The 23,817-nt window shown below is 72.0% G+C and carries 19 protein-coding genes; 11 read left to right on the top strand and 8 right to left on the bottom strand.

Annotated elements, in window-relative coordinates; genetic code table 11:
* Window positions 1–40 precede the first annotated feature (40 nt).
* Together FH608_RS29660 and FH608_RS29665 are read right to left on the bottom strand one after the other, a co-directional pair.
* Complete coding sequence (locus tag FH608_RS29660) at window positions 41–4,528, bottom strand: amidoligase family protein (RefSeq protein WP_139633933.1); 4,488 nt, start codon at window positions 4,526–4,528, stop codon at window positions 41–43.
* A gap of 78 nt (window positions 4,529–4,606) precedes the next feature.
* Entirely contained in the window at window positions 4,607–5,011 is a 405-nt protein-coding gene (locus FH608_RS29665; RefSeq protein ID WP_139633934.1) for a YbaB/EbfC family nucleoid-associated protein, read from the bottom strand.
* A gap of 133 nt (window positions 5,012–5,144) precedes the next feature.
* Between FH608_RS29665 and FH608_RS29670 the strand changes: the two genes are divergently transcribed.
* The 9 genes from FH608_RS29670 (at window position 5,145) to FH608_RS29715 (ending at window position 15,227) form a co-directional block, all read left to right on the top strand.
* Window positions 5,145–5,450 carry a hypothetical protein gene (locus FH608_RS29670; RefSeq protein WP_139633935.1) on the top strand — a complete coding sequence of 102 codons (306 nt, stop codon included), beginning with the start codon at window positions 5,145–5,147 and terminating at the stop codon, window positions 5,448–5,450.
* Window positions 5,451–5,523: 73 nt separating this feature from the next.
* On the top strand, window positions 5,524–6,714 hold the full coding sequence (lhgO, locus tag FH608_RS29675) for an L-2-hydroxyglutarate oxidase (RefSeq protein ID WP_139633936.1): 1,191 nt from the start codon (window positions 5,524–5,526) through the stop codon (window positions 6,712–6,714).
* A 17-nt stretch (window positions 6,715–6,731) separates the two neighbouring features.
* A complete protein-coding gene (locus tag FH608_RS29680) occupies window positions 6,732–7,424 on the top strand; it encodes a response regulator transcription factor (RefSeq protein ID WP_139633937.1) in 693 nt (230 codons plus the stop codon).
* Window positions 7,424–8,836, top strand: a complete 1,413-nt coding sequence (locus tag FH608_RS29685) for a sensor histidine kinase (RefSeq protein ID WP_139633938.1) — start codon at window positions 7,424–7,426, stop codon at window positions 8,834–8,836. The genes FH608_RS29680 and FH608_RS29685 overlap by 1 nt, the downstream gene beginning before the upstream one ends.
* Window positions 8,837–8,901: 65 nt before the next feature.
* Window positions 8,902–9,558: a response regulator transcription factor gene (locus FH608_RS29690; protein WP_139634175.1), complete on the top strand. Its 657-nt coding sequence runs from the start codon at window positions 8,902–8,904 to the stop codon at window positions 9,556–9,558.
* Window positions 9,559–9,616: 58 nt separating this feature from the next.
* Complete coding sequence (locus tag FH608_RS29695) at window positions 9,617–11,512, top strand: GTPase domain-containing protein (protein ID WP_139633939.1); 1,896 nt, start codon at window positions 9,617–9,619, stop codon at window positions 11,510–11,512.
* Window positions 11,509–13,779, top strand: a complete 2,271-nt coding sequence (locus FH608_RS53030; RefSeq protein WP_226900027.1) for a GTPase — start codon at window positions 11,509–11,511, stop codon at window positions 13,777–13,779. Before FH608_RS29695 ends, FH608_RS53030 begins: the two co-directional genes overlap by 4 nt.
* A gap of 67 nt (window positions 13,780–13,846) precedes the next feature.
* On the top strand, window positions 13,847–14,266 hold the full coding sequence (locus tag FH608_RS29710; protein WP_139633940.1) for an NUDIX hydrolase: 420 nt from the start codon (window positions 13,847–13,849) through the stop codon (window positions 14,264–14,266).
* 40 nt (window positions 14,267–14,306) lie between these two features.
* Window positions 14,307–15,227, top strand: coding sequence for an aminoglycoside phosphotransferase family protein (locus FH608_RS29715; RefSeq protein WP_139633941.1), 921 nt, complete (start codon window positions 14,307–14,309; stop codon window positions 15,225–15,227).
* 149 nt (window positions 15,228–15,376) lie between these two features.
* Here the strand turns inward: FH608_RS29715 and FH608_RS29720 are convergent, their stop codons facing one another.
* The 4 genes from FH608_RS29720 to tdh are packed head-to-tail and all read right to left on the bottom strand — an operon-like array spanning window position 15,377 to window position 19,775.
* Window positions 15,377–16,543 (bottom strand): MFS transporter, encoded by a 1,167-nt coding sequence (locus FH608_RS29720; protein ID WP_139633942.1) that lies wholly within the window; start codon window positions 16,541–16,543, stop codon window positions 15,377–15,379.
* Window positions 16,544–16,589: 46 nt separating this feature from the next.
* Complete coding sequence (locus FH608_RS29725) at window positions 16,590–17,492, bottom strand: LysR family transcriptional regulator (RefSeq protein WP_139633943.1); 903 nt, start codon at window positions 17,490–17,492, stop codon at window positions 16,590–16,592.
* A gap of 19 nt (window positions 17,493–17,511) precedes the next feature.
* Entirely contained in the window at window positions 17,512–18,681 is a 1,170-nt protein-coding gene (locus FH608_RS29730; RefSeq protein ID WP_139633944.1) for a glycine C-acetyltransferase, read from the bottom strand.
* Window positions 18,681–19,775 carry an L-threonine 3-dehydrogenase gene (gene tdh, locus FH608_RS29735; RefSeq protein ID WP_226900028.1) on the bottom strand — a complete coding sequence of 365 codons (1,095 nt, stop codon included), beginning with the start codon at window positions 19,773–19,775 and terminating at the stop codon, window positions 18,681–18,683. The genes FH608_RS29730 and tdh overlap by 1 nt, the downstream gene beginning before the upstream one ends.
* A gap of 218 nt (window positions 19,776–19,993) precedes the next feature.
* Here tdh and FH608_RS29740 point away from each other — a divergent pair, with 218 nt between their 5' ends.
* Together FH608_RS29740 and FH608_RS29745 are read left to right on the top strand one after the other, a co-directional pair.
* Window positions 19,994–21,163, top strand: coding sequence for a Gfo/Idh/MocA family protein (locus FH608_RS29740; protein WP_139633945.1), 1,170 nt, complete (start codon window positions 19,994–19,996; stop codon window positions 21,161–21,163).
* Window positions 21,164–21,672: 509 nt separating this feature from the next.
* Window positions 21,673–22,206 (top strand): hypothetical protein, encoded by a 534-nt coding sequence (locus FH608_RS29745; protein ID WP_139633946.1) that lies wholly within the window; start codon window positions 21,673–21,675, stop codon window positions 22,204–22,206.
* A gap of 80 nt (window positions 22,207–22,286) precedes the next feature.
* Here the strand turns inward: FH608_RS29745 and FH608_RS29750 are convergent, their stop codons facing one another.
* A complete protein-coding gene (locus FH608_RS29750) occupies window positions 22,287–23,369 on the bottom strand; it encodes an SPFH domain-containing protein (protein ID WP_139633947.1) in 1,083 nt (360 codons plus the stop codon).
* A 3-nt stretch (window positions 23,370–23,372) separates the two neighbouring features.
* Window positions 23,373–23,804, bottom strand: a complete 432-nt coding sequence (locus FH608_RS29755) for an NfeD family protein (RefSeq protein ID WP_139633948.1) — start codon at window positions 23,802–23,804, stop codon at window positions 23,373–23,375.
* Window positions 23,805–23,817: the final 13 nt, after the last annotated feature.

A 23,817-nucleotide genomic window follows, 5' to 3' on the forward strand; every position in this document is an offset into this window, starting at 1 on the left:
GGGATGCCATCCCGTCTCGTGGTGGGAGTGCCGCACGTCGTCATGGTGCGGGCACCCAGCGGGTGACCGCGAACAAGGCGGTGAGCTGCTCCTTGTCGGCGGCCCGCCAGAATATCTCGTCCATGAGAGTCCGGAAGGAGAGGCTGCCCTGCTCGGTGAGGTCCGGTAAGGGGTCGAGTTCGAGGAGTTCGGCGTGGGTGCCCAGCCGGTCGTACCGGCCCCTGTTGGGAGGATGGTTCAGGGCCGCGGTGCGGAACGCCGCTTCGACCAGCGCGAGCGACACCTTCACCTGGGCCTGGATGACGGCGGGATCGAGCGAACCGTCCCATGACCGAAACTCGATGTGATCCTGGGAGGAGCCTTTCATCGCCGCCATGTTCACCGCGGGGAAGTGGTCCTTGTCGGTGTCCCGCTCCGGGACCATCGACTCGTAGCCTCCGGCGGGCATCTCGTTGGGGCGGCAGTACCGGAGACCCCGATGGCCTTCTCGTTCTGGATTGTGCCCGAGCCTGAACACCGTGTCGGTGTGATGACCCGCGTAATTCAGCACGCTGGTGTAATTCTCCACGATGTGGTCGTAGTCGTGCGTGCTCACGTGGACGTGCCCGCCGGTTCTGGCAGTGGCCCTGCCGCCGTGCGCTCGGATGATCTCGCAGGCGATGCGGAGGTTCTCCCATGTCGCCGGCTCGTCGTACAGGATGGGCGAGACCAGTTCGCCCGCGACCGTGATGTCCTCTTCCAGCCTCCAGAGGCCGCGCCCGCCGTTCCTTCCTGAGCGGTAGCCCTCCGCCTGCATGGTGTGGTAGGCGTGCATCCGGGTGTCGTGGGTCAGACCGGCCTCGTGCAGAGCGCGGGCGATGCCCGGTCGTTGGCGGGGGGTGGTGCCCGTCAGGTCGAACTCGATCTCCAGTCCGAAGCCCCGCCCGCCGTCACGGGCCGCCAGGGACGCGGTGGCGTCCTCCAGCATGTACGGAATCACCTCCTGTCCCCTGTCGGCGCGTTCCACCGCCCGCTCGTAGGCGCTGCGGAACGCCGCGAAATCCCTCGTGTATGACACCTCGGGACGATCCGGCCAGCGCTGCCACGCGTGGACCCGGGCCTCCAGCGAGGCGATTTGCTCCTCCACGGCCGCGACCCTCTGCTCGAAGTCGGGGAACCGTGACAGGACGGAGTAAGTGTGGTGACGCACCCGTCGCGCCTCCGCGTGCAGGTGGATCGCGGCCTGCCGGGCCTCCCGGACGGCCGAGGGCGACAGATCGTGCAGCCCCGGCTCGATGTTCGCCGGGTCCTGCGGCCGGGCGGCCGCGGCACGACCGGCCTCTCCGGTCAGGGCGTCGAGCACCTGTCGCCGATCGACCGGCCCGAAGAGGTCGAACCCGTTCTGCTGGGCCTCGACCGCCCTCTGCGCCAGCCGTTCGACGGAATGGTCCAGCCCCGCCTCTTTCGCCAGCCGCCGCAGCGGATCGAACACCCACAGCCGGGATGGCCGGTCGGATCCGGTGATCTCAGCAAGACGGGAAAGTGCTCGCGCCTCGTCGTCGCTCGGATGCGGGACGTCATTCTCGGCCGCGATCCGCAACCCGTCCCACAGACGCGGGTCACGCGCCCGGTGAGCGTTGAGGAGGCCGGTGAGTTCCTGAGGACCTGCGGCCCGCGCGAGGTCGGCGCCGTGCGCCCGCGCGTCCTCGGCCAGGCGCGCGAGCTGCTCGACCCAGCGTCCCTGCCCGGTGTCGCCGGCCAGGCGCTCCAGCGGATGGACGGTTGGCCGCCCATCATCGACCGAGCGCGTGACGACCTCGTTCAGGAGTGCGACCATACGTGTGGTGGTGTCGCCGAGGCCGGTCAGAGATAGCTGGTCGGTGAGCTGCACGCCGTGCCACAGGTACGGGTCCTGCTGCCGGAACAGTTCCATGCCCGCATGAAATGCCGTGTTTCCGGTCGTTCCGCGGGGAAGGTAGCCGTGCTCATAGGCCGCCTGGACGACCGGGATCAAGAGCCTGCCGCTGCGGATGCCGTTCCGCACGAGCACGGGCCCGAGGAGATCCAGGATTCTGGTCGAGGTGACAGGACCCCCCATGATCTCGATCAGGAGCCCGAGCGTGCGTGCCTGCGCCGCGGTCGCTTCGAGGAAACCGAACCGCGACTGGTGCCGGTGCCCCGACCAGCGATACGGGTCCGCCGCCATGCGCTTGCCGAGAATGCCGACCAGGGCCGCACGGTCCGTCGCGGTGTCTGGTGACATGTCATGTCGCAGGGCGTCGTGGAAGAGTTCGACCAGGGCGCCCGCGTCGTGGCGGAGGCCGAGCTCGGCCGCCAGTTCGGGGAGGGCCACCAGCGGGTCCGGCTCGCCGATGGCCCTGCTCATCAATGCCAGAGCTCTTGCGGACTCAGCGGTGTCGTCCCTGACGAGCAGCCGTTGTGCCAGGCGCCGGCCTTCCGTCAGGAGCACCTCGTCCGGTACGGCCGGCGGTGGCGGGGCGGTGGCGTCCGAGGAGCCGCTGAGCAGCCGTTCGATCCGGTTCGCCGGGCCCTCCTGGTGAGGATGGCCGGGTCGCGGACCGTCCGGGCCCGCGGTGTCCCCGTTGCGCGGAGGCCGGCGGTGGACGGTCGCCTCGGCCTCGGCGACGTTGCGTGGCCGCGGATCCGCTGCCGGAGAGAAGCCGTCGGGACCGTCGGGACCGTCGGGACCGTCGGGAAATGAGGTGTCCGGGAGGCTGGGCCTCGGGTGCGTTCCCGCCGGGCTTGTTGGCTCCGCGCCTCGCTCTGTCGCCGACGTGCTCGGGAGGTGGTCCTCGGGCAGCGCGCTGGAGTGGGTGGCGGACCTGCCCGGGGCGTCCTGCGTGTCCGTCCGCGAGATGCCGGCCGTGGCGTCCGTGGTGACGTTTGCGGCGGTGCCTGTAGTGGTATCTGCGGTGGCGTCCGTGGTGGTGTCTGCGGTCGTGTCTGCCTTGGTCGCCTCCGTGGGATGTCCCTCGTGCTCGGGTGAGCGCGGCTGAACGGACGCCGCCTGGTCGGTCCATTCCGGTGCGGCGGCTTCGGTGCTTTCCGGGGCCGCGGTGATGATCGCTGGGACGGTGGCGGGGAGCAGCGAACCGCGGGGGAGGCCGCCCTGGGACGCGGTGTCGGCTCCAGGAGCTCCCGGAGCTCCTGGAGCGGGAGGGGCGGCCGGGGCTCGCTCGGCGGGGAGGTTCTGCGGGGCACGTGCGGGGGTCCCGCCGTGTTCGGCTCCGTCCCCGACCGCCCTGTGCACGGCCGCTCGGTCAACGACCGGGCCGGGCAGAAGTGTGTCGTGGCGCCGGGTGACCTCGCCCACGATCACGTTGTTCGAGTGCGGCTGGGGCAGGTTGGCGCCGGGTTCGGACGGCCGCCGGCCGATCAGGGCGTTGGCGTGGTGCTCAGGCTGGTTGGCGTGGTGCTCAGGTGGAGGGCGCTGCGCGAGGGTGGTGGTGTCGTGGCTCGTGGCCGGCGGGGTGTTGCCGTCCTGGGGCGCGTGCGGGTGGTTCTCCACGGCTCTGGGGGTGGGCGGGGGTGATCCACCGGGTGGGTGCGGCGGGTCGGTGCCGACGTGCGGGGTGGTGAGTGGGGCGTCGGCGAGTTCGGCGACGCCGAGCATCGGGAGATAGCTCACCCGGGCCGAGGCCGGGATGTCGATGCCGCCCGCGACCCCGGAGATGAAGGTGTAGGCCAGATGTGAGGCGTCGAGTTGCCCGCTGAGCGCCAGCCCGGGGACGGCGCCCGCGGTGCCCGACACCCCGCCGAGCAGCGCCTGGCCGTACAGGCTCTGCCCGATCGCCACGATCTTGTCACGCACGGCCAGCTCGGCTTCGGAGGCGGCGTACACCATCTCGCGGCTCAGCAGGCGCGAGAGCCCCGCGTTCGCGCCGGCGAACAGGGCGCCGGTCAGGGCGCCGCTGCCGAGCGACATCGCCAGCGACGCGAGGTCGAAGTCGCCCGCCTCACGATCTCCCCAGACCTGCTGCGCCGCCTGCACGCCGAAGTCCAGGCCGCCCATGATCCCGGCGAACTTCAGCATGCTGATCATGACGAGCCGCCTGATCGTCCGGATCTTCATCTGGGTCAGCAGGGTGTTGTACTGGATCAGCGCGAGAGCGGCCGGGCCATTCACGTAGATCCACACCAGCAGCCTGACGATCACCGCGCCGAGCAGCGCCAGCGAGGCATAGATCATCCACTCGGTGTGCTGCATCCGCACGCCGTGCTCGCGCAGGGACGCCGCCTCGTCGCGAAGAGCCTGCTCGAGCAGGTCGAGCAGGTCCTCCCCGGAACCGGGGCGCTCGGCGTCCTCCTGTCCGCCGAGCGCGGCGAACACCTGCTCGAACGCCTCCTTGGCGGGACCCTGCCACTCCCTGTCGCGCAACAGCCGCACGACCGCGCCGGCGTCCTCCGCCTTGATCCCGGCCAGGAGGTCCGCCAGGTTCTCCATGGTCTGCGCCTCGGCGATGATCCCGTCGACGTCGGCCTCCGGGAACGCCCCGCCCGTCAACGGCCGCGCCAGCGGCTTCACCACGTCTGGCACCCGGCTGAGATCGAGCCCCATCAGAGGGCGCCGGATTTCGCGATCACGGTCATGGCCGGCCGGCGCCGATCACGCCCGCGGCCCGCGGTCCCTCTGCTCCGGTGTGCCGGGCTGCGGCAGGAACGACTCGAAGCTCGTTTCCGCCCCGAACAGGTCCTCGAACGGAAGATCCGGTACGAAGGGCTCCATCAGCTCCTTCATCTGACCGGAGACCTGCCTGGTCGCCCGCCCGATCTCCGCGACGATCGAGGCCGACAGCTCCGACGGCGACAGCTTGCGGTAGACCCGGGGGTCCAACTCGATGGCCAGCACTTCACCGCGGGGGCCGACGGTCACGGTCACCATGCCGTCCTTCGACGTGGCCGTCGCGGACAGTTCCCGGACCTTCTCGTGCGTCTCCCTGAGCTGCTCGGTCTGCTGGTTGACCTCCTGGACGAGTTGCTCAAGCAGCCGCCACGGCTCGTCCGTCGTCACCTCGGCACCTCACTCCTATTACAAAAGCATCAAAAGTCTCACCAGTACCATTCTTTCCATATTTCGGCGAATTTTGGTGGCTATTTACATCAATCGTTCGAATAGCGGCATGCGCCCGCTAGGGTTGCCATCCGTGGAGTTCAAGGGCGTCGTCTACAGCCAGGGCCACCTCCACCGGCTGGCGTGCGCGGCGGACGGCATGGCCGGTGACGTGTTCTCCGTGCAGGCCCGGTTCGAGGCGTCCTCGGGCGCGGCGCGCGTCGCCATGGGGGACGACGAGTACGGCCGCACCTACTGGCGGGCCCGGGGCCAGCGGCTGGAGAGCATCGGCATCGGGCTCGAACTGCTGGCGACCGCGCTCCAGGAACAGGACGCCCGGCTGCACGAGGCGTCGGGACGATACGGGGTCTGCGAGGACGCGAGCACCCTGCGCACCTGAGAACGGCTCCCCGTACTCATGTTCGCTTCTTCCTGATATGGCGGGGAGGGCCGGTTAGCCGGAAAATCGTCATGTGACGGAGAAGATCGGGGTCGTGGGAGCCGGCATCGTCGGCCTGGCCGTGGCGCGCGAGCTGGCGATGGCCAGGGGCGCCGTGGTGACCGTGCTGGAGAAGGAGTCGCGCGTCGGCGCCCACCAGACCGGGCACAACAGCGGCGTCGTGCACGCGGGCATCTACTACCAGCCCGGCTCGCTCAAGGCCAGGCTGTGCCGCGAGGGCGTGACGCTGCTCAAGGAGTACTGCGCCGCGCACGCGCTGCCGTACGACGAGGTCGGCAAGCTGGTCGTCGCGAGCACGCGCGCCGAGCGGCCGCTGCTGGGCGCGCTGGCCGAGCGGGCGCGGGCCAACGGCGTGCCGGGCATCGCCGAGCTCGACGCGCTCGCGCTGCGCGAGGTCGAGCCGCACGCGGTCGGCGTCGCCGCGATCCACTCGCCGCACACCGCGATCTGCGACTTCGCCGCCGTGGCGCGGCGCCTGGCGCTCGACCTGGAGGAGCTGGGCGGGTCGGTACGCCTGTCGCACCCCGTCAGGGCGATCAGGGAGCGTGCGGGCAAGGTGGAGGTGCTGGCGGCGCGGCGGAGGTTCGCCTTCGACCGGCTGGTGGTCTGCGGCGGCCTCGGCACCGACCAGGTGGCCGAGATGGCCGGGCACGCGGGCGAGGTGCGGATCGTGCCGTTCAGAGGGGAGTTCTACGCGCTCAAGGGCGCGGCGGAAGCGCTGGTGCGCGGGCTGATCTATCCCGTGCCCGATCCGCGCTACCCGTTCCTGGGCGTGCACCTGACGCGGCAGATCGACGGCCGGGTGCTCGTGGGCCCGAACGCCGTGCTCGCCCTGGCCTACGAGGGCTACCGGTGGAGAGACGTCCGCGACGCCGGCCGGATCCTGGGCTGGCCCGGCACGCTCCGCCTGGCGAAGGCGCACTGGCGTACCGGGGTCAAGGAGGTCTACGGGTCCGCCGTCAAGGGTGCTTTCGTCCGTGGCGCCCGCCGCTACGTCCCCGAGCTGACCGCCGCCGACCTGGTGCGGGTCCCCGGCGGCGTGCGCGCGCAGGCGGTCGCCAGGGACGGCCGCATGGTCGACGACTTCGTGGTGGACGTGCACGGCAGCGTCGTCCTCGTACGCAACGCGCCCTCGCCCGCCGCCACCTCAAGCCTGGCCATTGCTCGATATATCGCAGGAATTGTCCCAGCACTCGTCCGATGAGGGCATCCTTGGATGTGATGGAATCACGCCTGCTGATAGTCGAGGACGACCCGAACATCCTCGAACTCCTCGCCGCGAGCCTCAGGTTCGCGGGTTTCGACGTGAACACCGCGAAGAGCGGCCACGACGCCGTCGCCGCCGTGCAACGGCACCGGCCCGACCTCGTCGTGCTCGACGTTATGCTGCCCGACCTGGACGGGTTCGAGATCGTCAGGCGGCTGCGCGGCGGCGGGCTGCACACGCCCGTGGTGTTCCTCACCGCCCGTGACGAGACCGAGGACAAGATCCGCGGGCTCACCATCGGCGGCGACGACTACGTGACCAAGCCGTTCAGCCTGGAGGAGGTGGTCGCGCGGATCCACGCGGTGCTGCGCCGTACGAGCGGAGACCTCCCGGCGGCCCCGCCGCGGCTGACGTTCGCCGACATCGAGCTGGACGAGGAGAGCCACGAGGTGTGGCGCGGGGGCAACGCCGTCGCGCTGTCGCCGACCGAGTTCAAGCTGCTGCGCTACTTCATGACGAACGCCGGCCGCGTCCTGTCCAAGCCGCAGATCCTCGACCACGTCTGGGACTACGACTTCCGGGGCGAGGTGGGCATCGTCGAGTCGTACGTGTCGGTCCTGCGCCGCAAGATCGACAACCGCAGCCCCCGGCTCATCCACACCCTGCGCGGCGTCGGATACGTGCTTCGCCTGCCACCGGGCCCCTGATGCGTGCCCTGCCGCTCCGGATCAAGCTCATCGCGTCGATGCTGGCCCTGCTCGCGCTGGGCATGACCTTCATCGGCCTGGTGAGCGTCTCGGTGCTGCACGGCTACCTCATGGACCGGGTGGACAGCCAGCTCAACCTGCTCACCGTCCGGATGGTGAAGAAGGTCAAGTACGACTGGCGCAAGGACAGGGAGACCGACGACCGGCCGATCACCATCGAGACCGACGCGATCGTGCTGGTCAAGGAGCCGGGCAGCGAGTTCGTCCCGATGATCGCCGACCGGGACGTGGACGCCAAGCCGAAACCGGTCCTGTCGCCCTCGCCCGGCCCCGACCCGTACACCACGCCCGCGATCAGCGGCGACGGCGAGTGGCGGGTGCGGGAGAGCACGGTCCGGCGGCGCACGCTCGTGGTCGCGGTCGACATGGAGGAGGTCGACGCGATCACCAGGCGGCTCGTGCTCATCGAGCTGCTGGGCGGCGGCGGCATCCTGCTGCTGCTGGCCGTCGTTGGCATCACCATCGTCCGGCGCAGCATGCGCCCGCTCGCCCAGATCGAGCGTACGGCCGAGGCCATCGCCGGGGGCGAGCTGAGCCGCCGCGTGCCGGACGGCGACCCGGGCACCGAGGTCGGACGCCTGGCCAGGTCGCTGAACGGCATGCTCGCCCAGATCGAGACCGCGTTCACGGCGCGGTCGGAGTCCGAGGCGGCGGCCCGCCGCTCCGAGAACCGCATGCGCCAGTTCGTCGGCGACGCCTCCCACGAGCTGCGCACCCCGCTGACCTCGATCAGGGGCTTCGCCGAGTACGCCAGGCAGAACCCCGGCGCCGACCCCGCCGAGCTGATGCAGCGCGTGGAGCAGGCCGCGGGGCGGATGAGCCTGCTGGTGGACGACCTGCTGCTGCTCGCCAGGGTGGACCAGCAGCGGCCGCTCAAGATGCGGCCGGTCGACATGCTGGCCCTGGCGGCGGACGCCGTACAGGAGGCCAGGATCCTGGCGCCCGACCGGATCATCAAGCTCGACGTGGTCGGCGGCGCGGCCCTGATCGTCTCCGGCGACGAGGTACGCCTGCGCCAGGTCATCAGCAACCTCGTCACCAACGCCATCATCCACACCGAGGCCGGCTCGCCGATCATCGTCCGGGCGGGGGCCGGCACGGGCACCGTCTTCCTCGAAGTGGTCGACCAGGGCCCCGGCCTCACCCCCGAGCAGGTCGAGCACGTCTTCGAGCGCTTCTACCGCGCCGACTCCGCCCGGTCGCGCCGCCGCTCGGGCGAGGACAGGGGCAGCGGCCTCGGCCTGGCCATCGTGCAGGCGCTCGTGCAGACGCACGGCGGCACGGTCACGCTCGACAGCACGCCGGAGGGCGGCTCCACCTTCCGGGTGGAACTCCCACTCGCCTTGGAGTGAGCCTTCAGCAAACCCTCAGGTGACTGAGTCACTCTGAGTACGTGACAAAACCCGAGGCGCTGATCATGGTGGTGGACGACGAGCCCAGCATCAGGGATCTGCTGTCCGCCAGCCTGCGCTTCTCCGGGTTCGAGGTGCTGACCGCCGCCGACGGCCAGGAGGCCGTGGAGGTGGCCGAGCGGGCCTCGCCCGATCTCGTGGTGCTCGACGTGATGCTGCCCGACCTGGACGGGTTCGAGGTGGCCAAGCGGATCGACGCTCCCGTGCTGTTCCTGACCGCCCGCGAGGCGACCGAGGACAAGATCGCGGGACTGCGGCTGGGGTACGACTACGTGACCAAGCCGTTCAGCCTGGAGGAGGTGCAGGCCAGGATCCGGGCGGTGCTGCGGCGCACGCGCGGCGAGGGCGTGCCCGCCAGCAAGCTCAAGGTGGCCGACCTGGAGCTGGACGAGGACGCCCGCGAGGTGTGGCGGGGCGGGCGCCAGGTGCGCCTGTCGCCGACCGAGTTCAAGCTGCTGCACTACTTCATGGTCAACGCGGGGCGCGTCCTGTCGAAGGCGCAGATCCTCGACCACGTGTGGAACTACGACTTCGGCGGCGACGCGGGCGTCGTCGAGTCGTACGTCTCCTACCTCAGGCGCAAGGTGGACGACGTCGAGCCCCGGCTCATCCACACCCTGCGCAGCGTCGGCTACGTGCTCAGAGAGCCCCCCGCGGGCTAGCCGCGACACCCGCCACCTGCGGTGGACCACCGAACGTGGTTGACCGTAGCGTGGTGGTATGGACCTGCTGGCCGCGTTGGAGGCGCTGCGCCGGCCGCTGGATCGCGAGCTGTTCCCGCTCGCGGTCGGCGAGTCGGCGGCCGACCGGCGCGCCCTGCGCGAGCTCGCCGGGCAGCTCGACGACTACCTGCTGCCCCGGCTGCGCTCCCTGGACGCGCCGCTGCTGGCCGTCGTCGGCGGGTCCACGGGCGCGGGCAAGTCCACGCTGGTCAACTCCCTGGTCGGGGCCGACGTCAGCGAGCCGGGCGTGCTGCGGCCCACCACGCTGGTGCCCACGCTCGTCGTCAGCCCCGCCGACCGCGCCTGGTTCATGGGCCAGAACGTGCTGCCCGGCCTGTCACGCGCCACCGGCACCGGGCCGGGAGCGCTGCGGGTCGTCACCTCCGACGCGCTGGGCGCCGGCCTGGCGCTGCTCGACGCGCCCGACATCGACTCCGTGGTCGCCGCCAACCGCGAGCTCGCCGCCCAGCTGCTGGCCGCCGCCGATCTGTGGCTGTTCGTCACGACCGCCGCCCGCTACGCCGACGAGGTGCCGTGGAGCTTCCTGCGCTCCGCGCGCGAGCGCAGCACCGCCCTGGCCCTCGTCCTCGACCGGGTGCCCGCCGAGGCGATCGAGCCCGTCTCGCGCGACCTCTCCCGCCTGCTCGCCGAGAACGGCCTCGACGGCACCCGCCTGTTCACCGTCCCGGAGGCCGCGCTGCCCTCGGAGCGGGCCCGGCTGCCCGAGGAGAGCGTGCGGCCCATCTCCCGCTGGCTCACCGGCCTGGCCGCCGACGCCGCCGAGAGATCCCGGGTCGTACGCCAGACGCTGTCCGGAGCCCTCGACAGCCTCGCCACCCGGGTCCCCGCCCTCGCCCAGGCCGTCGAACGCCAGCAGGGCGCCTTCGACGGGCTCCGCTCCGTCGTCGCGGGCGCCTACGCGGGCGGGCTGGCCGACTTCGACGCCGGCATGCGCGACGGCTCCCTGCTGCGGGGCGAGGTGCTGGCCCGCTGGCAGGACTTCATCGGCACCGGCGACCTCATGCGCTCCCTGGAGAGCCGGGTGGGCTGGCTGCGCGACAGGATCGTCGGCTTCTTCACGGGACGCGTACCGGAGGCCCAGCTCAGGGACGCCCTTGAGAACGGCGTGGCGGCGCTCATCAGGGGCGCCGCCGACGGGGCCGCCGAGCGCGCCCTGGACGGCTGGTCGGCCGCGCCGGGCGGCTCCGGGCTGCTGGACCGGCTCGGCCCCATGGAGGCCGCCCGTCTCGGCCGCGCCTCGCCCGACCTGGCCAGGCGCTCGGAGGCGGCGGTGCGGGGGTGGCAGGAGTACGTCCTCGACCTCGTACGCGAGGAGGGCGCCGAACGCCGGACGGCCGCCCGGGTGGCGTCGTTCGGGGTGAACGGGGCGGGGCTGCTGCTCATGCTGGGCGCGTTCGCCTCCACGGGCGGGCTGACCGGGATCGAGGTGGGCATCGCTGGTGGGACGAGCCTGCTGTCGCAGAAGCTGCTGGAGGCCGTCTTCGGGGATCAGGCGGTGCGTACGCTGACCGTCCGGGCGCGGGCCGACCTGCGGGATCGGGTGCGGGGGCTGCTGGAGGAGGAGTCGCGCCGGTTCACGGCCCAGCTGGAGGCGCTGGAGCCGCCCAAGGGGACGGCGGAGGCGCTGCGGTCGGCGGCCGACCGCGTCCACACCCACCGCACCCAGCTCCCCGCCCCCACGGGGCCGCCTGCCTTGTCCCCGCTTGGGAACCCCACGGGGCCGCCTGCCTTGTCCCCGTCTGAGGACCCCACGGGGCCGCCTGCCCCGTTCCCGCCTGAGGATCCCACGGGGCCGCCCGCCTCCTCCTCGCCCCATGACCCCACGGGACCGTCCCCTTCCTCTTCCGACGGCCCGGAGGAGGGGCGACCATGAAGCTGCTGCGCCGCAAGGAGGGTCCGTCCCTCGACATCCGGCTGGCCGCCCTGCTCGAAGCCGCCTCCCTGGCCGAGGGACGGCTGTCCGAGGAGGCGGTGTCCAGCGCCCGTGCCGTCGCCGAACGGGCCGGCGCCCGCCGTACGCTCTCGCTCGACCACACGGTGGCCGCGCTGGCGGGCGCCACCGGCAGCGGCAAGTCGTCGCTCTACAACGCCCTGGCCGGGACGGACCTGGCGGCGGTCGGCGTCGTACGGCCCACCACGGCGGCCGCCCAGGCGGCGCTGTGGGACGGCGACGGCGCGGGCCCGCTGCTGGACTGGCTGGACATCCCCCAGCGCCACTCCGCCACCCCCGTTTCCGACCTGTCCGGGCTTGTGCTCCTGGACCTGCCCGACCACGACTCCATCCGGCTCTCCCACCGCCTGGAGGTGGACCGCCTGGTGGAGATGGTGGACCTGCTGGTCTGGGTGGTGGACCCGCAGAAGTACGCGGACGCCGCGCTCCACGAGCGCTACCTGCGCCCGCTGGCCGCCCACCGGGGCGTGATGCTGGTGGTGTTGAACCAGGCGGACCGCCTCCCCGGGCCCGCCGTGGACCGCTGCCTCGCCGACCTCCGCCGCCTCCTGGACGAGGACGGCCTGACGGACGTCCCCGCGCTCGCCGTCTCGGCCCGTACCGGTTCCGGGCTCGGGCGCCTGCGCGAGCTGCTGGGCGACCGGGTGGCACGCCGCAAGTCCTGGTCGGTGCGCCTGACCGCCGACATCGCCACCGCCGCCGCACAGCTCGCCACCGCCGGCCCGCCCTCCCCGCAGGCGCCGCTGCCCGCTGAGAGGGCCGCACGTCCGGCGCAGGCGGGAGGCCCGGGGGAACGCACACTGGACGGCTCCCCGCCGCCGCCCGAAGGCCCCTCGGTCTCTGGAGGCGGCCCCCAGGCGGCGGCGGGGCCTCCGGCGAGAGGGAAAGCGCCGGGCGCCCCGGCCACAGGCGACGCCACGCCAGGCGTTCCGGCGGCAGGCGATGCCGCGCCGGGCGCCCCGGCGGCGGGCGGTGCCACGTCCGGCGTGTCGGCCGCGGGCGGTGCGGCGCCGGGCGTTCCGGCGGCGGGCGGTGCCACGTCTGGCGTGTCGGCCGCGGGCGGTGCCGCGCCCCGCGTTCCCGCGGCGGGCGGTGCCACGCCTGGTGTGCCGGCCGCGGGCCGTGCCACGCCCGGCGTCCTGGCCGGAGGGCGGGCGTCTTCGGCCAGGGGGCAGGCGGCGGTGGAGCCGTCGGGTGCGGGGAAGGCGGCGCCGGGCGCTCTGGCAGGTGAGCGGGTGCCGGGGATGGAGCGGGCGCTCACGGCGGCGCTCAGCGAGGCGGCCGGGGTGCCGCTGGTCGTGGCGGCCGTCGCCAAGGGACACCGGCACCGCGCCGTCGTCGCCACCGGCTGGCCCGTCACCCGCTGGGTCCGCAAGCTCCGGCCCGACCCGCTCCGCAGGCTGCGCATCGGCATCGCCGCTCCGGTGAGCGGACCGGGCGAGGCACGGCGCGCCCGCGCGGCCGCCACCGGACGGCACGGCGAGCCCCCAGGGCTCCCTCCGGCCGGCCGCCCAGGAGAGCAGCCGGGCGCACCGGCGACCGGGCGGGTGGACGCGGGCGCCGGTGCGGCCCGGGGGCACGCCGGCCAGGTGCCGCGAATCGAGATCGTGGGCCGTACCTCCGTGCCCGCCGCCTCGGCCGTGCAGAAGGCGAAGGTCGACACGGCCATCAGGGACGTCGGCGAGACGGCCGCGGAAGGGCTGCCCGGACCGTGGGCGGTGGCGGTGCGGCAGGCGGCGCGCTCCCGTTCCCAGGAGCTGGCCGACCAGGTGGACCGGGCGGTGGCCACCACGTCCGCCCGCGCCACGCGCAGCCCCCGGTGGTGGGGGATGGTGAACGGCCTGCAGTGGCTGGTGTTCGCGGTCATGCTGGCCGGCGCCCTGTGGCTGGGGGTGCTGTTCGCGATGGACTACCTGCGCCTGCCCCAGCCGCCGCTCCCGACCGTGGGGGAGGTTCCGTGGCCCACGGTGCTGCTGGCGGGCGGGGCGCTCCTGGGAGTGCTGATCGCGTTGCTGTCGCGGCTGGCCGCATGGGCGGGCGGCCGGCGCAGGGCCAGGCGTACGGCCAGAGCCCTGCGCGCGGCCATCGGTCAGGTGAGCGACGACCTCGTGCTGGCCCCCGTACGGGCCGAACTCGACAGGTACGCCCGCTTCACCGAGCTCCTGGCCCTGGCCCGGGATCGCCGTTGAAAGACCGGCCGGCGCGCCGACAGGCGGTGGCCGTGCGCGGCTTCGGCGACCGGGTTAGGGTCCGACCATGGAACAGCGGGACGAGGGTGGCGCGCAGGTGCGGGAGAAGGTGGCCTGGGTGCTGGTGCGCGACCACCAGGTGCTGGTGACGCGCTCGCACGGTCGTGACGTGTTCTACTTCCCGGGCGGCATGCGCGAGCCGGGCGAGTCGGACAGCCAGACCCTTGTCAGGGAGATCGACGAGGAGCTGCAGACGGCGATCGACCCGGCGACCATGGTGCATGTCGGCACCTTCGAGGTCCCGGCCGGGCATCCGGAGCGCGGCCCCTTCCGGATGATCTGCTACACCGCCGACCACCAGGGCCCGCTGGCCCCGGCCATGGAGATCGCGGAGAAGGCCTGGTTCGGGTACGCCGACCGGCACCGGGTCTCCTACGTGGATTCCCTCGTCCTCCAGGCCCTGTACGACGGCGGTCTCCTGCGGTGAGACCGAGGGGCGGGCCGCGATCCGGTTACTGTTGGTCCGCATGACTCACACCGAGATCGAGGTCAACGCGGAGCTGGTGCGGGATCTGCTGTGCGACCAGCACCCCGACCTGGCCGATCGCCCCTTGCGGCTCGGTCCGCGGGGCTGGGACAACCAGATGTGGCGGCTCGGCGACGACCTCGCCGTCCGGCTGCCTTGGGCGACGCGGGACGCGGACGAGCTGTTGCGCAAGGAGCACGCTTGGCTGCCCGTCCTCGCCCCGCGCCTTCCGCTGCCGGTTCCCGTCCCGCAGCGCCTGGGCGAGCCCTCCGCCCTGTTTCCGCGGCCCTGGATCGTCACGACGTGGGTGGCGGGCGAGCCCGCCGACCGCGCCCCCGTCACGCGCGCCGAGGAGGCCGCCGACGCCCTGGCCGCCTTTCTGACGGCTCTGCACCGGCCCGTCCCCGACGACGCGCCCGCAGGCCGCTTCGGCCGCGGAGGGTCGCTCGCCGACGGCTCCGAAAGGTTCGCCAAGCAGCTGGCCTCGGCCACCGAGCTGCGGCTCGTCCCCGACCCGGACGCCGTACGCGCTGTCTGGGACGACGCCGCCGTCGCGCCCGGCTGGGCCGGTCCGCCGGTCTGGCTCCACGCCGACCTGCATCCGGCCAACGTCCTCACCGCGGACGGCGGCATCTGCGGCGTGGTCGACTTCAGCGACCTCTGCGCGGGCGATCCGGCCGTCGACCTCGCCGCCGCGTGGAGCCTGCTGCCGGACGGAGCCGTCGACCGCTTCCATGCCGCCTACCAGCCGGCCCCGGACGCCGCGGCCCTGCGCCGTGCCCGCGGCTGGGCGGTGGGGACCGCACTGGGCGGCCTCCTCATCGGAGAAGCCGGCGTCCGCGGCCGTCCGGGGGGCAAGGCCACGTGGGGCCCACCCGCCCGCGCCGCACTGCGCCGCCTCGTCGCGACAATCGCTCGCTGATCGACCGCTGCCTCGTAGCGACGGTCGTCCGTTGATCGACCGCCCCGTAGTGTCGGTCGCCCGCTGATCGACCGCCTCCTCGAACACCTTGACGCCGGGCCACCAGGGCCCAGGGCATGGGCCGGCCCCCCAGCCACCGCCCGAGGGCCTTAGACGGTGCCCGGGCGGCCGGTGCGGAGCAGCGTGGACGCCAGCGCCGAGCCGCCGAGGGCGAAGGCGGCGGCGGCCAGGAAGGGCGCCGAGTGGCCGAAGAGGTCGCCGGCCACTCCGGCCGCCGCCGAGCCCGCCGCGCCGCCCATCCCGATGGAGGTGGAGATCCACCCGAACGCCTCCGCCTGCGCCGCTGGCGCGTACTCGTCCACCAGAAGTGAGGCCGTGGTCAGCGCCGGATTGAGCACCAGCCCTCCGGCGAACAGCACCGCCCAGAACAGCGGCAGCGCGCCGACCAGCACCAGGGGCGCCAGGACGAGCCCGAGCACCAGCAGCAGCCCCGCGAGCCGCGCCTGGACGCGGAATCCCCACGAGCGGGCGCCGTAGGCGGCGGCGCCCGCGATGCCGCCCAGGGACAGCGCCGCCACCAGCAGGCCGGTGGCGGCGGGCGCGCCGCGGGCGGCGGCCAGCGCGGGCAGGCCCACCTGGAGCGCCCCGATGACGCCGCCGAGAAGCAGCACGACGGCCAGCAGCACCAGCATCCGGCGATCGGTGAACACCCGTCCCCGCCCGCGCGAGGAGGCGGTGGCGCCCGCCCGGAGCGCCAGGGAGAAGGCCAGCGTGCCGGCCCCGGCCGCCACCGCGACCAGGCCGAGCGCCAGCGAGGACGAGGCCACGGCGATCAGCAGCCCGAACGCCAGCGGCCCGACCAGCATGGCGAGCTCCTGGACCAGGTACACGAGGCTGTAGGCCGCGGTATGTCCCTCGGCCCCGATCCTGCGGCCCCACTCGATCCGCATGCTGAGCGAGATCGGCGGCAGCCCGATGCCCGCCACCCAGGACAGCACCGCCATGGCCCACCACGCCCCGCCCGCCTGAGCCCATCCGACCAGCGCCAGCAGCGCCGCCACATGGATCAGGGCCGTGGCGGCGAGCACCGGCCGGGACCCGCGCCGGTCCATGAGCCGCCCCTGTACGGGCCTGCCCATGCCCGCCCCGACGGAGAACGCCGCCGCGGCCGCCCCGGCCAGGGCCAGCGAGCCGCTCGCGCGCTGCGCCACCAGCACGATGCCGACCGGCGCCACCTGCTGGGTGAGCTGCGCCAGGAACCCGAGCACGGCCTGGGCCGGTACGCCGGGCACGCCGCGGATCTCGCTGTAGGGCATTCGTCCAGGCTAGAGCCTCAAGATCGAGGGCTACGGGTGCCGACACTCAGCCGGTTCCGAGGGACTCCGCCACCGTACGGAGGGCTGACAGGAGCGGGCGCAGGAGGGGGCGGGCGTCGGCGCCGCGGCGTACGGCGGCGAAGACGCGGCGTTCAGGCCCCGGCGTCCGGCGGACCACGACGCCCGGCAGCGCCATGTCGCGCAGCGCCAGCCGCGGCACGAGCGCGACCCCCGACCCGGCCCCGACCAGGGCGACCACGGCGCGGAAGTCGTCGGAGCAGTGCCGCAGGTCCGGCGTGAAACCGGCCTGCCGGCACGCGAACGTGATCACGTCGTGCACCGGGTTGCCCGGGTAAGGCCCGATCCAGGTCTCCTCGGCGAGCGCGGTCAGGGTCGCGGACTCCGCCAGGGGATGGCCGGCGGGCAGCACCACGTCGAACGGCTCGGCGTACAGCGGCAGGCGGGACAGCCGCCGGTCGGCCGCGTCGGGGGCGCCGCCGTACTCGACCGCGATGGCGAGGTCCACCTCGCCGTCCAGCAGCATGGTCAGGCTGTGGTCGCCCTCGGCGTCCAGGACGCGTACGCGCACGCCCGGGGACGTGGCGCGCAGCGCGGCGATGGCGGGGGAGAGCACGGCGCTGATCGCGGTGGCGAAGCATGCGACGGTGACCTCGCCGGCCTCGCCCGTGGCGTACGCGGCCACCTCGGCCTCGGCGCGTTCGAGCTGGGCGAGCACCTCGTTGGCGTGGCTCAGCATGATCCTGCCGACGGCGGTGAGGCGCACGCCGCGGCCGTCACGGGTGAACAGCCGGTGGCCCACCTCGTGCTCCAGCGCGACGAGCTGCTGGGACACCGCCGACGGGGTGAGGTGCAGCGCGGCCGCCGCGGCGGTGACCGTGCCGTGGTCGGCCACCGCCCGCAGCGTACGCAGCCGCCGCGTGTCTATCACGCAGCGAGGATACTGAGGCTCACCCTCTGGCCTGCACGAAGGCCCTGATCGCGCGGTCGACGTCCTCCGGCGAGTGGGCGGCCGACAGCTGGACGCGGATGCGGGCCTGGCCGTGCGGCACCACCGGGTAGGAGAAGCCGATGACGTAGATGCCGAGGTCGAGCAGGCGTTCGGCCAGGGCCGCGGCCTCGGCGGCGTCGCCGATCATCACGGGCACGATGGGGTGCTCGCCGGGCAGGAGGTCGAAGCCGGCCTCCGCCATCCCGGCGCGGAAGCGCGCGGTGTTGGCGCGCAGCCGCTCGCGGGCCTCGTTCGAGCTTTCCAGCAGGTCGAGGATGCGCAGCGACGCCGACGCGATCACGGGGGCGAGCGAGTTGGAGAACAGGTACGGGCGCGAGCGCTGGCGCAGCAGCTCGCAGATCTCCTTGCGGGCGGAGACGTAGCCGCCGCTGGCCCCGCCGAGCGCCTTGCCCAGCGTGCCGGTGATGATGTCGATCCGGTCGGTCACGCCGTGCAGCTCGGGCGTGCCGCGGCCGGTCGGGCCGACGAAGCCGACGGCGTGGGAGTCGTCGACCATCACCATGGCGTCGTACCGGTCGGCCAGGTCACAGATCTCCCGCAACGGCGCGAAATATCCGTCCATGGAGAACACGCCGTCGGTCACGATCAGCCGCCGCCGCGCCTCCGACGCCTCCTTCAGCCTGGCCTCCAGTTCGGCCATGTCGCGGTTGGCGTACCGCAGGCGCTGGGCCTTGGAGAGCCGGATGCCGTCGATGATGCTGGCGTGGTTGAGCGCGTCGGAGATCACCGCGTCCTGGGCGTCGAGCAGGGTCTCGAACACGCCGCCGTTCGCGTCGAAACACGAGCTGTACAGGACGGTGTCCTCCATGCCGAGGAAGTCCGACAGGCGCGCTTCGAGCTCCTTGTGCACCTCCTGGGTGCCGCAGATGAACCGTACGGACGCCATGCCGAAGCCCCACCGGTCCAGCGCCTCCTTGGCCGCCTCGATCACGGCGGGGTGGTCGGCGAGGCCGAGGTAGTTGTTGGCGCAGAAGTTGAGGACCTCGCGCCCGGCCACGCTCACCGACGCGCTCTGCGGGGTGCCGATCACCCGCTCGGGCTTGAGCAGCCCTGCCTCGGTGATCTCTTCGAGCGTCGCACGAAGCTGCGGACGCACGTTTACGAACATCAGGCGCTCCTGTTCATGGTCGCGGCCGCTTCGGCCTTCGTCGGCTCCGCTCTCTCCGGCCGAGCTCCTCCGCTCCAGTCCAATATGACCTTGCCCGTCCGGCCGCTGGCGGCCGTGTCGAAGGCGGCGTCGAACTCGTCGTACGGGAACCGGTCGGTGATGACGGGGGAGAGGTCGAGGCCCTTCTCCAGCAGAACGGACATGTTGTACCAGGTCTCGAACATCTCCCGGCCGTACACGCCCTTGATCGTGATCATGGACGTCACGACGGTCGCCCAGTCGACCGCGAACTCCTCCGCGGGCAGCCCGAGCATGGCGATCTTCCCGCCGTGGGTCATGCTCGCGATCATGTCGCGCATCGCCCCCGGGTTGCCGGACATCTCCAGCCCCACGTCGAAGCCCTCGCGCAGGTGGAGCTGGCGCATGCCCTCGGCGATCGAGGACCTGGAGACGTTCAGGGCGAGGGAGACGCCGAGCTTGCCGGCAAGGTCGAGCCGCTCGTCGCTGACGTCGGTGATCATCACGTTGCGCGCGCCGACGTGGGTGGCCACGGCCGCCGCCATCAGCCCGATCGGGCCCGCGCCGGTGATCAGCACGTCCTCGCCGACCAGGGGGAACGACAGGGCCGTGTGTACGGCGTTGCCGAACGGATCGAAGATGGCCGCCACGTCGGGGTGGACGGGCACCCGGTGCACCCAGACGTTGGAGGCGGGCAGCGTCACGTATTCGGCGAAGGCGCCGTCGCGGTTGACCCCGAGGCCGACGGTGTTGCGGCACAGGTGCCTGCGGCCGGCCATGCAGTTGCGGCACTTGCCGCAGACGATGTGGCCCTCGCCGCTGACCAGGTCGCCGACGGCGACGTCCTCGACGCCCGCCCCGACCTCGACCACGTGCCCGGAGAACTCGTGCCCGACGATCAGCGGGAGCTCCAGGGTGTGCCGCGCCCAGTCATCAAATTTCCGGATATGCAAGTCCGTGCCGCAGATGCCGGTCCGCAGGACCCGGATCTTCACCTCGCCGGGACCCGCCTCGGGCTCGGGCACGTCCACAAGCCAGAGGCCGGCCTCGGCCCTCTCCTTGACCAGCGCTTTCATGGCTCCCATTCCCCCTACTCGAACCTAACGCACTGTGCCCGCTCCCCTCCGAGCATGTCCATCGAGGGATTCTTAAGTGCCCCCACAGCTCTGCTTCACGCCCTCGCAAAGCGTCCGAGAGTTGATCAGTTGTGCTCAGATCTGCACGATTAGCGCTAGTTATTGGCACAAACACGTACTAACCTGGGGCCGCTGTGGCTGCTTCGGGGAGGACACCAGTGGAAGACCTGCGCATCGGCGTCATCGGCCTCGGCCTGCGCACGAGCCTGGCGCTCGCCGCCCACCGGCCGGGCAAGGGATCGGTCGTGACCGCCCTGTGCGACTCCGACCCGGCGGTGCTCAAGCGGCAGGCGCACAAGTTCCAGGCGGAGTTCCTCACCGTGGACCACCGCGAGCTGCTCGACCGCCCCGACCTCGACGCGATCGTCGTCAACACCCCCGACGACACCCACGAGCGCCTGGCCATCGACTGCCTCCAGGCCGGCAAGGCCGTCTACCTGGAGAAGCCGATGGCGATCACGGTGGAGGGCTGCGACGCCATCCTGCGCGCCGCCCGCGACACCGGCACCCGCCTCTACGTGGGGCACAACATGCGCCACATGGGCGTGGTCCGCCTCATGCGCGACATCATCCGCAAGGGCGTCATCGGCGAGCCGAAGACCGTCTGGGTGCGCCACTTCATCTCGTACGGCGGCGACTACTACTTCAAGGACTGGCACGCCGACCGCACCCGCACCACCGGCCTGCTGCTGCAGAAGGCGGCGCACGACCTGGACGTCATCCACTGGCTCGCCGGCGGCTACACGACCAGGGTCAACGCCTTCGGCGACCTCATGGTCCACGGCGACCTGCCGCGCCGCGCCCCCGGCACGCCGCGCCCCGACGGGTGGCTGCAGGAGTACGAATGGCCGCCGACCGCGCGCACCGGCCTGCACCACGTGGTGGACGTCGAGGACGTGTCCGTGATGAACATGCGCCTCGACAACGGCGTCATCGCCGCCTACCAGCAGTGCCACTTCACGCCCGACTACGTGCGCAACTACACCGTCATCGGCACGGAGGGCCGCCTGGAGAACTTCGGCGACGGGCCGGGCGACACGGTCAAGGTCTGGAACACCGGGCCCACGGCCTACCGGGACGACTGCGACATCGCGTACAAGGTGCCGCTCGCGCAGGGCTCGCACGGGGGCGCCGACGCGCAGATCGTGGCGGAGTTCTGCCGGTTCGTCCGCGACGGGGGGACGACGGACACCTCGCCGGTGGCGGCCAGGATGAGCGTGGCGGCGGGCTACATGGCCACCATGTCGCTGCGGGACGGCGGCATGCCGTACGACGTGCCGCCGCTGGACCCCGAGCTGGCCGCGTACTTCGACGCCGGTCAGGGGTGACCGGGATACGCTTGGCCTTCCCCGAGCCGGCCGCGATCTCAGCCCCGGAGGAGATCCTCCGCATTCCTCGGCCGATGGCCTCACACTAGCCACGAGAGGCGCCAGGATGCCCGCCGCGACGGCACCACGTCCTCGATCGCCCTGGCGTGCCAGTCAGGAATGCGCACCTCAGACAGAACCGTTCGTACGGTAATCGTCACGTTCAGTAGGCGCTCCAGGGTCGGAAACGCGGTGCCGGGCTGTGTAACACTGTTGCAAGGTTGAAACACGGTCGGTCGAGGGAGACATCAGCACAACGAGATCAACTCGGCCCTTAAGGCGGCCCGCAAGATCGAGACGTTGACCGTGGTGGAAAGCCACAATGGGCACCGCTGGGGGTGGATCGAATGCGCCTGCGGCGCAGTTCCGCAGCCGGTCTGGTGCACGCCGCGTAGTCCGGGCAACCACGCGAAGCGCATTCTCCGATGGGTCAATGATCACATGGAGTGCGGAAAGAACGAGGAGGGGTCATGATCAGCTGGGATTTCAGCATCACTCTGAACCGAGCACCCACCGGGGAGGAGCTGGACGCCCTGTTCGAGGCTGGTCTGGATGACTGCTCGGTATCAGGCGGGTTCACAGACGGCAAGGTCCATGTCATGTGCGACCGCGAGGCGGAGACCATGCTCGACGCGATCGCCTCCGTGGTCGCACAGATCAAGACCGTGCCCGGTCTCTGGCCGCTCGGCGTGGGAGAAGACGACGGGGTGACGCTGGGCGACGCCGCCCGCAGGCACGGTGGTCGCACTCAGGCCAGCCTGCGACAGCTGGCCACAGGGCAGCGCGGTCCCGGCGGCTTCCCTGCGCCCCTCATCGAAGCGGACAACATCAGCATCTACTCGTGGGCGGAGGTCTCGGAGTGGCTGCGCACCAGGATGGGGGATGACATTCCGCAGGAGAATCCGGACGTCGTCCTGGCGGATGCGCTGGTCAAGGTCAACTGCCGGGCTCGGGCGGCGCACCGTGAGGAGGGGCTCCGCCAGTTGTTCGAAGCCATCGCCTGATACCGCCTCCCACTCCTCGACAGACCACGGGCGCCCGCCGTACGGCCGGCGCCCGCTTCCTTGCCGAGATCCTGCCGCCGTCAGCGGTCGGCTTCCGAAGCCTCACGGTCGCGGTCGAGGTCGGGGAACGGGGACGGCTCCTGGACGCCCTGGGTGATCTGGCGCGGCCCGTTGGGGCTCTCCGCCTCCTGGGCGTCCGCGACCGCCTCGGCGGCCGCCTCCGAGGCCTTGGCCACCGCCTCGTCCATCTCCGAGGTCTCGGGCACCTCGTCCCGCGTCGCCTCCGAGCGCGGCAGCGCCTCGGTGAACGCCTTGGAGACGCCCTGCAGCGCCGACGTGACCTCGCTCGGGATCACCCAGAACGTGTTGCCCTCGCCCTGCGCCAGCTGCGGCAGCACCTGGAGGTACTGGTACGCCAGCAGCTTCGGGTCGGGGTCGTTGCGGTGGACCGCCTGGAAGACCTGGTCGATGGCGCGCGACTGGCCCTCGGCCTCCAGGATGGCGGCGGCCCGCGTGCCCTCGGCCCGCAGGATGCGGCTCTGCTTGTCACCCTCGGCCGTGAGGATCTGCGACTGGCGCTGGCCTTCGGCGTTGAGGATCGCGGCCCGCTTGTCGCGTTCGGCCCGCATCTGCTTCTCCATCGCGTCCTTGATGGTCTTGGGCGGGTCGATGGCCTTGATCTCGACGCGGTTGACGCGCAGCCCCCACTTGCCGGTGGCCTCGTCGAGCACGCCGCGCAGCTGGCTGTTGATGGTGTCGCGGGAGGTGAGCGTCTTCTCCAGGTCCATGGAGCCGACGACGTTGCGCAGCGTGGTGACGGTCAGCTGCTCGACGCCCTGGATGTAGTTGGCGATCTCGTACGCCGCCGCCCGCGGGTCGGTGATCTGGAAGTAGAGGACGGTGTCGATCTCGACGACGAGGTTGTCCTCGGTGATGACCGGCTGGGGGCGGAAGGAGACCACCTGCTCGCGCAGGTCCAGCTTGGGGTAGACGCGGTCGATGTACGGGATGACGAAGTTGAGGCCCGGCTTGAGGGTGCGGTGGTAGCGGCCGAGCCGCTCGACGTTCTGGGCCCTCGCCTGCGGGACGATCCGCACCGCCTTCAGCACGGTGAACACCGCGAAGAGAATGATGAAAATTCCGACCAGCAACAGCGGATCCATAGGTCACTCCCGGGGATATACGAGGGCTGTCGCCCCTTCGATCTCGATGATGTCGACGGTTGCCCCCGTGGGGATCACCAACGTCTCGTCATAGGCCCGCGCCGACCACTCCTCGCCTCCGACGCGCACGCGGCCGTCGCGGCCCGTCACCTCCGAGACCACGTAGGCGGGCTTGCCGACCAGCGCCTCCACGCCGAACCGCTGCAACTGGGGCTGCCTGATGTGGCGCCTCGCGATCGGGCCGAGCACGATGAGGCCGGCCGCCGACGAGAGGGCGAAGAAGAGCAGCTGCAGGGGAACGGGGAGGCCCAGCGCCGCGGCGGCGGCGGTCAGGGCGGCGGCGACGCCCAGCAGCCCGAGCGAGGCCGTGAGGGTGAAGATCTCGGCCACACCGAGGACCACCGCGAGGATTACCCAGACGATCCATTCATCCATGTCCGGCCCTCCT

Source organism: Nonomuraea phyllanthi, from assembly GCF_006334985.2.
Classification (GTDB): domain Bacteria; phylum Actinomycetota; class Actinomycetes; order Streptosporangiales; family Streptosporangiaceae; genus Nonomuraea; species Nonomuraea phyllanthi.

Coding starts and splice junctions, on each gene's coding strand:
- FH608_RS29755 (WP_139633948.1), bottom strand. CDS start 23,804: ATGGATGAATGGATCGTCTGGGTAATCCTCGCGGTGGTCCTCGGTGTG.
- FH608_RS29685 (WP_139633938.1), top strand. CDS start 7,424: ATGCGTGCCCTGCCGCTCCGGATCAAGCTCATCGCGTCGATGCTGGCC.
- FH608_RS29695 (WP_139633939.1), top strand. CDS start 9,617: ATGGACCTGCTGGCCGCGTTGGAGGCGCTGCGCCGGCCGCTGGATCGC.
- FH608_RS29680 (WP_139633937.1), top strand. CDS start 6,732: ATGGAATCACGCCTGCTGATAGTCGAGGACGACCCGAACATCCTCGAA.
- FH608_RS29690 (WP_139634175.1), top strand. CDS start 8,902: ATGGTGGTGGACGACGAGCCCAGCATCAGGGATCTGCTGTCCGCCAGC.
- FH608_RS53030 (WP_226900027.1), top strand. CDS start 11,509: ATGAAGCTGCTGCGCCGCAAGGAGGGTCCGTCCCTCGACATCCGGCTG.
- FH608_RS29745 (WP_139633946.1), top strand. CDS start 21,673: ATGATCAGCTGGGATTTCAGCATCACTCTGAACCGAGCACCCACCGGG.
- tdh (WP_226900028.1), bottom strand. CDS start 19,775: ATGAAAGCGCTGGTCAAGGAGAGGGCCGAGGCCGGCCTCTGGCTTGTG.
- FH608_RS29720 (WP_139633942.1), bottom strand. CDS start 16,543: ATGCCCTACAGCGAGATCCGCGGCGTGCCCGGCGTACCGGCCCAGGCC.
- FH608_RS29715 (WP_139633941.1), top strand. CDS start 14,307: ATGACTCACACCGAGATCGAGGTCAACGCGGAGCTGGTGCGGGATCTG.
- FH608_RS29750 (WP_139633947.1), bottom strand. CDS start 23,369: ATGGATCCGCTGTTGCTGGTCGGAATTTTCATCATTCTCTTCGCGGTG.
- FH608_RS29710 (WP_139633940.1), top strand. CDS start 13,847: ATGGAACAGCGGGACGAGGGTGGCGCGCAGGTGCGGGAGAAGGTGGCC.
- FH608_RS29730 (WP_139633944.1), bottom strand. CDS start 18,681: ATGTTCGTAAACGTGCGTCCGCAGCTTCGTGCGACGCTCGAAGAGATC.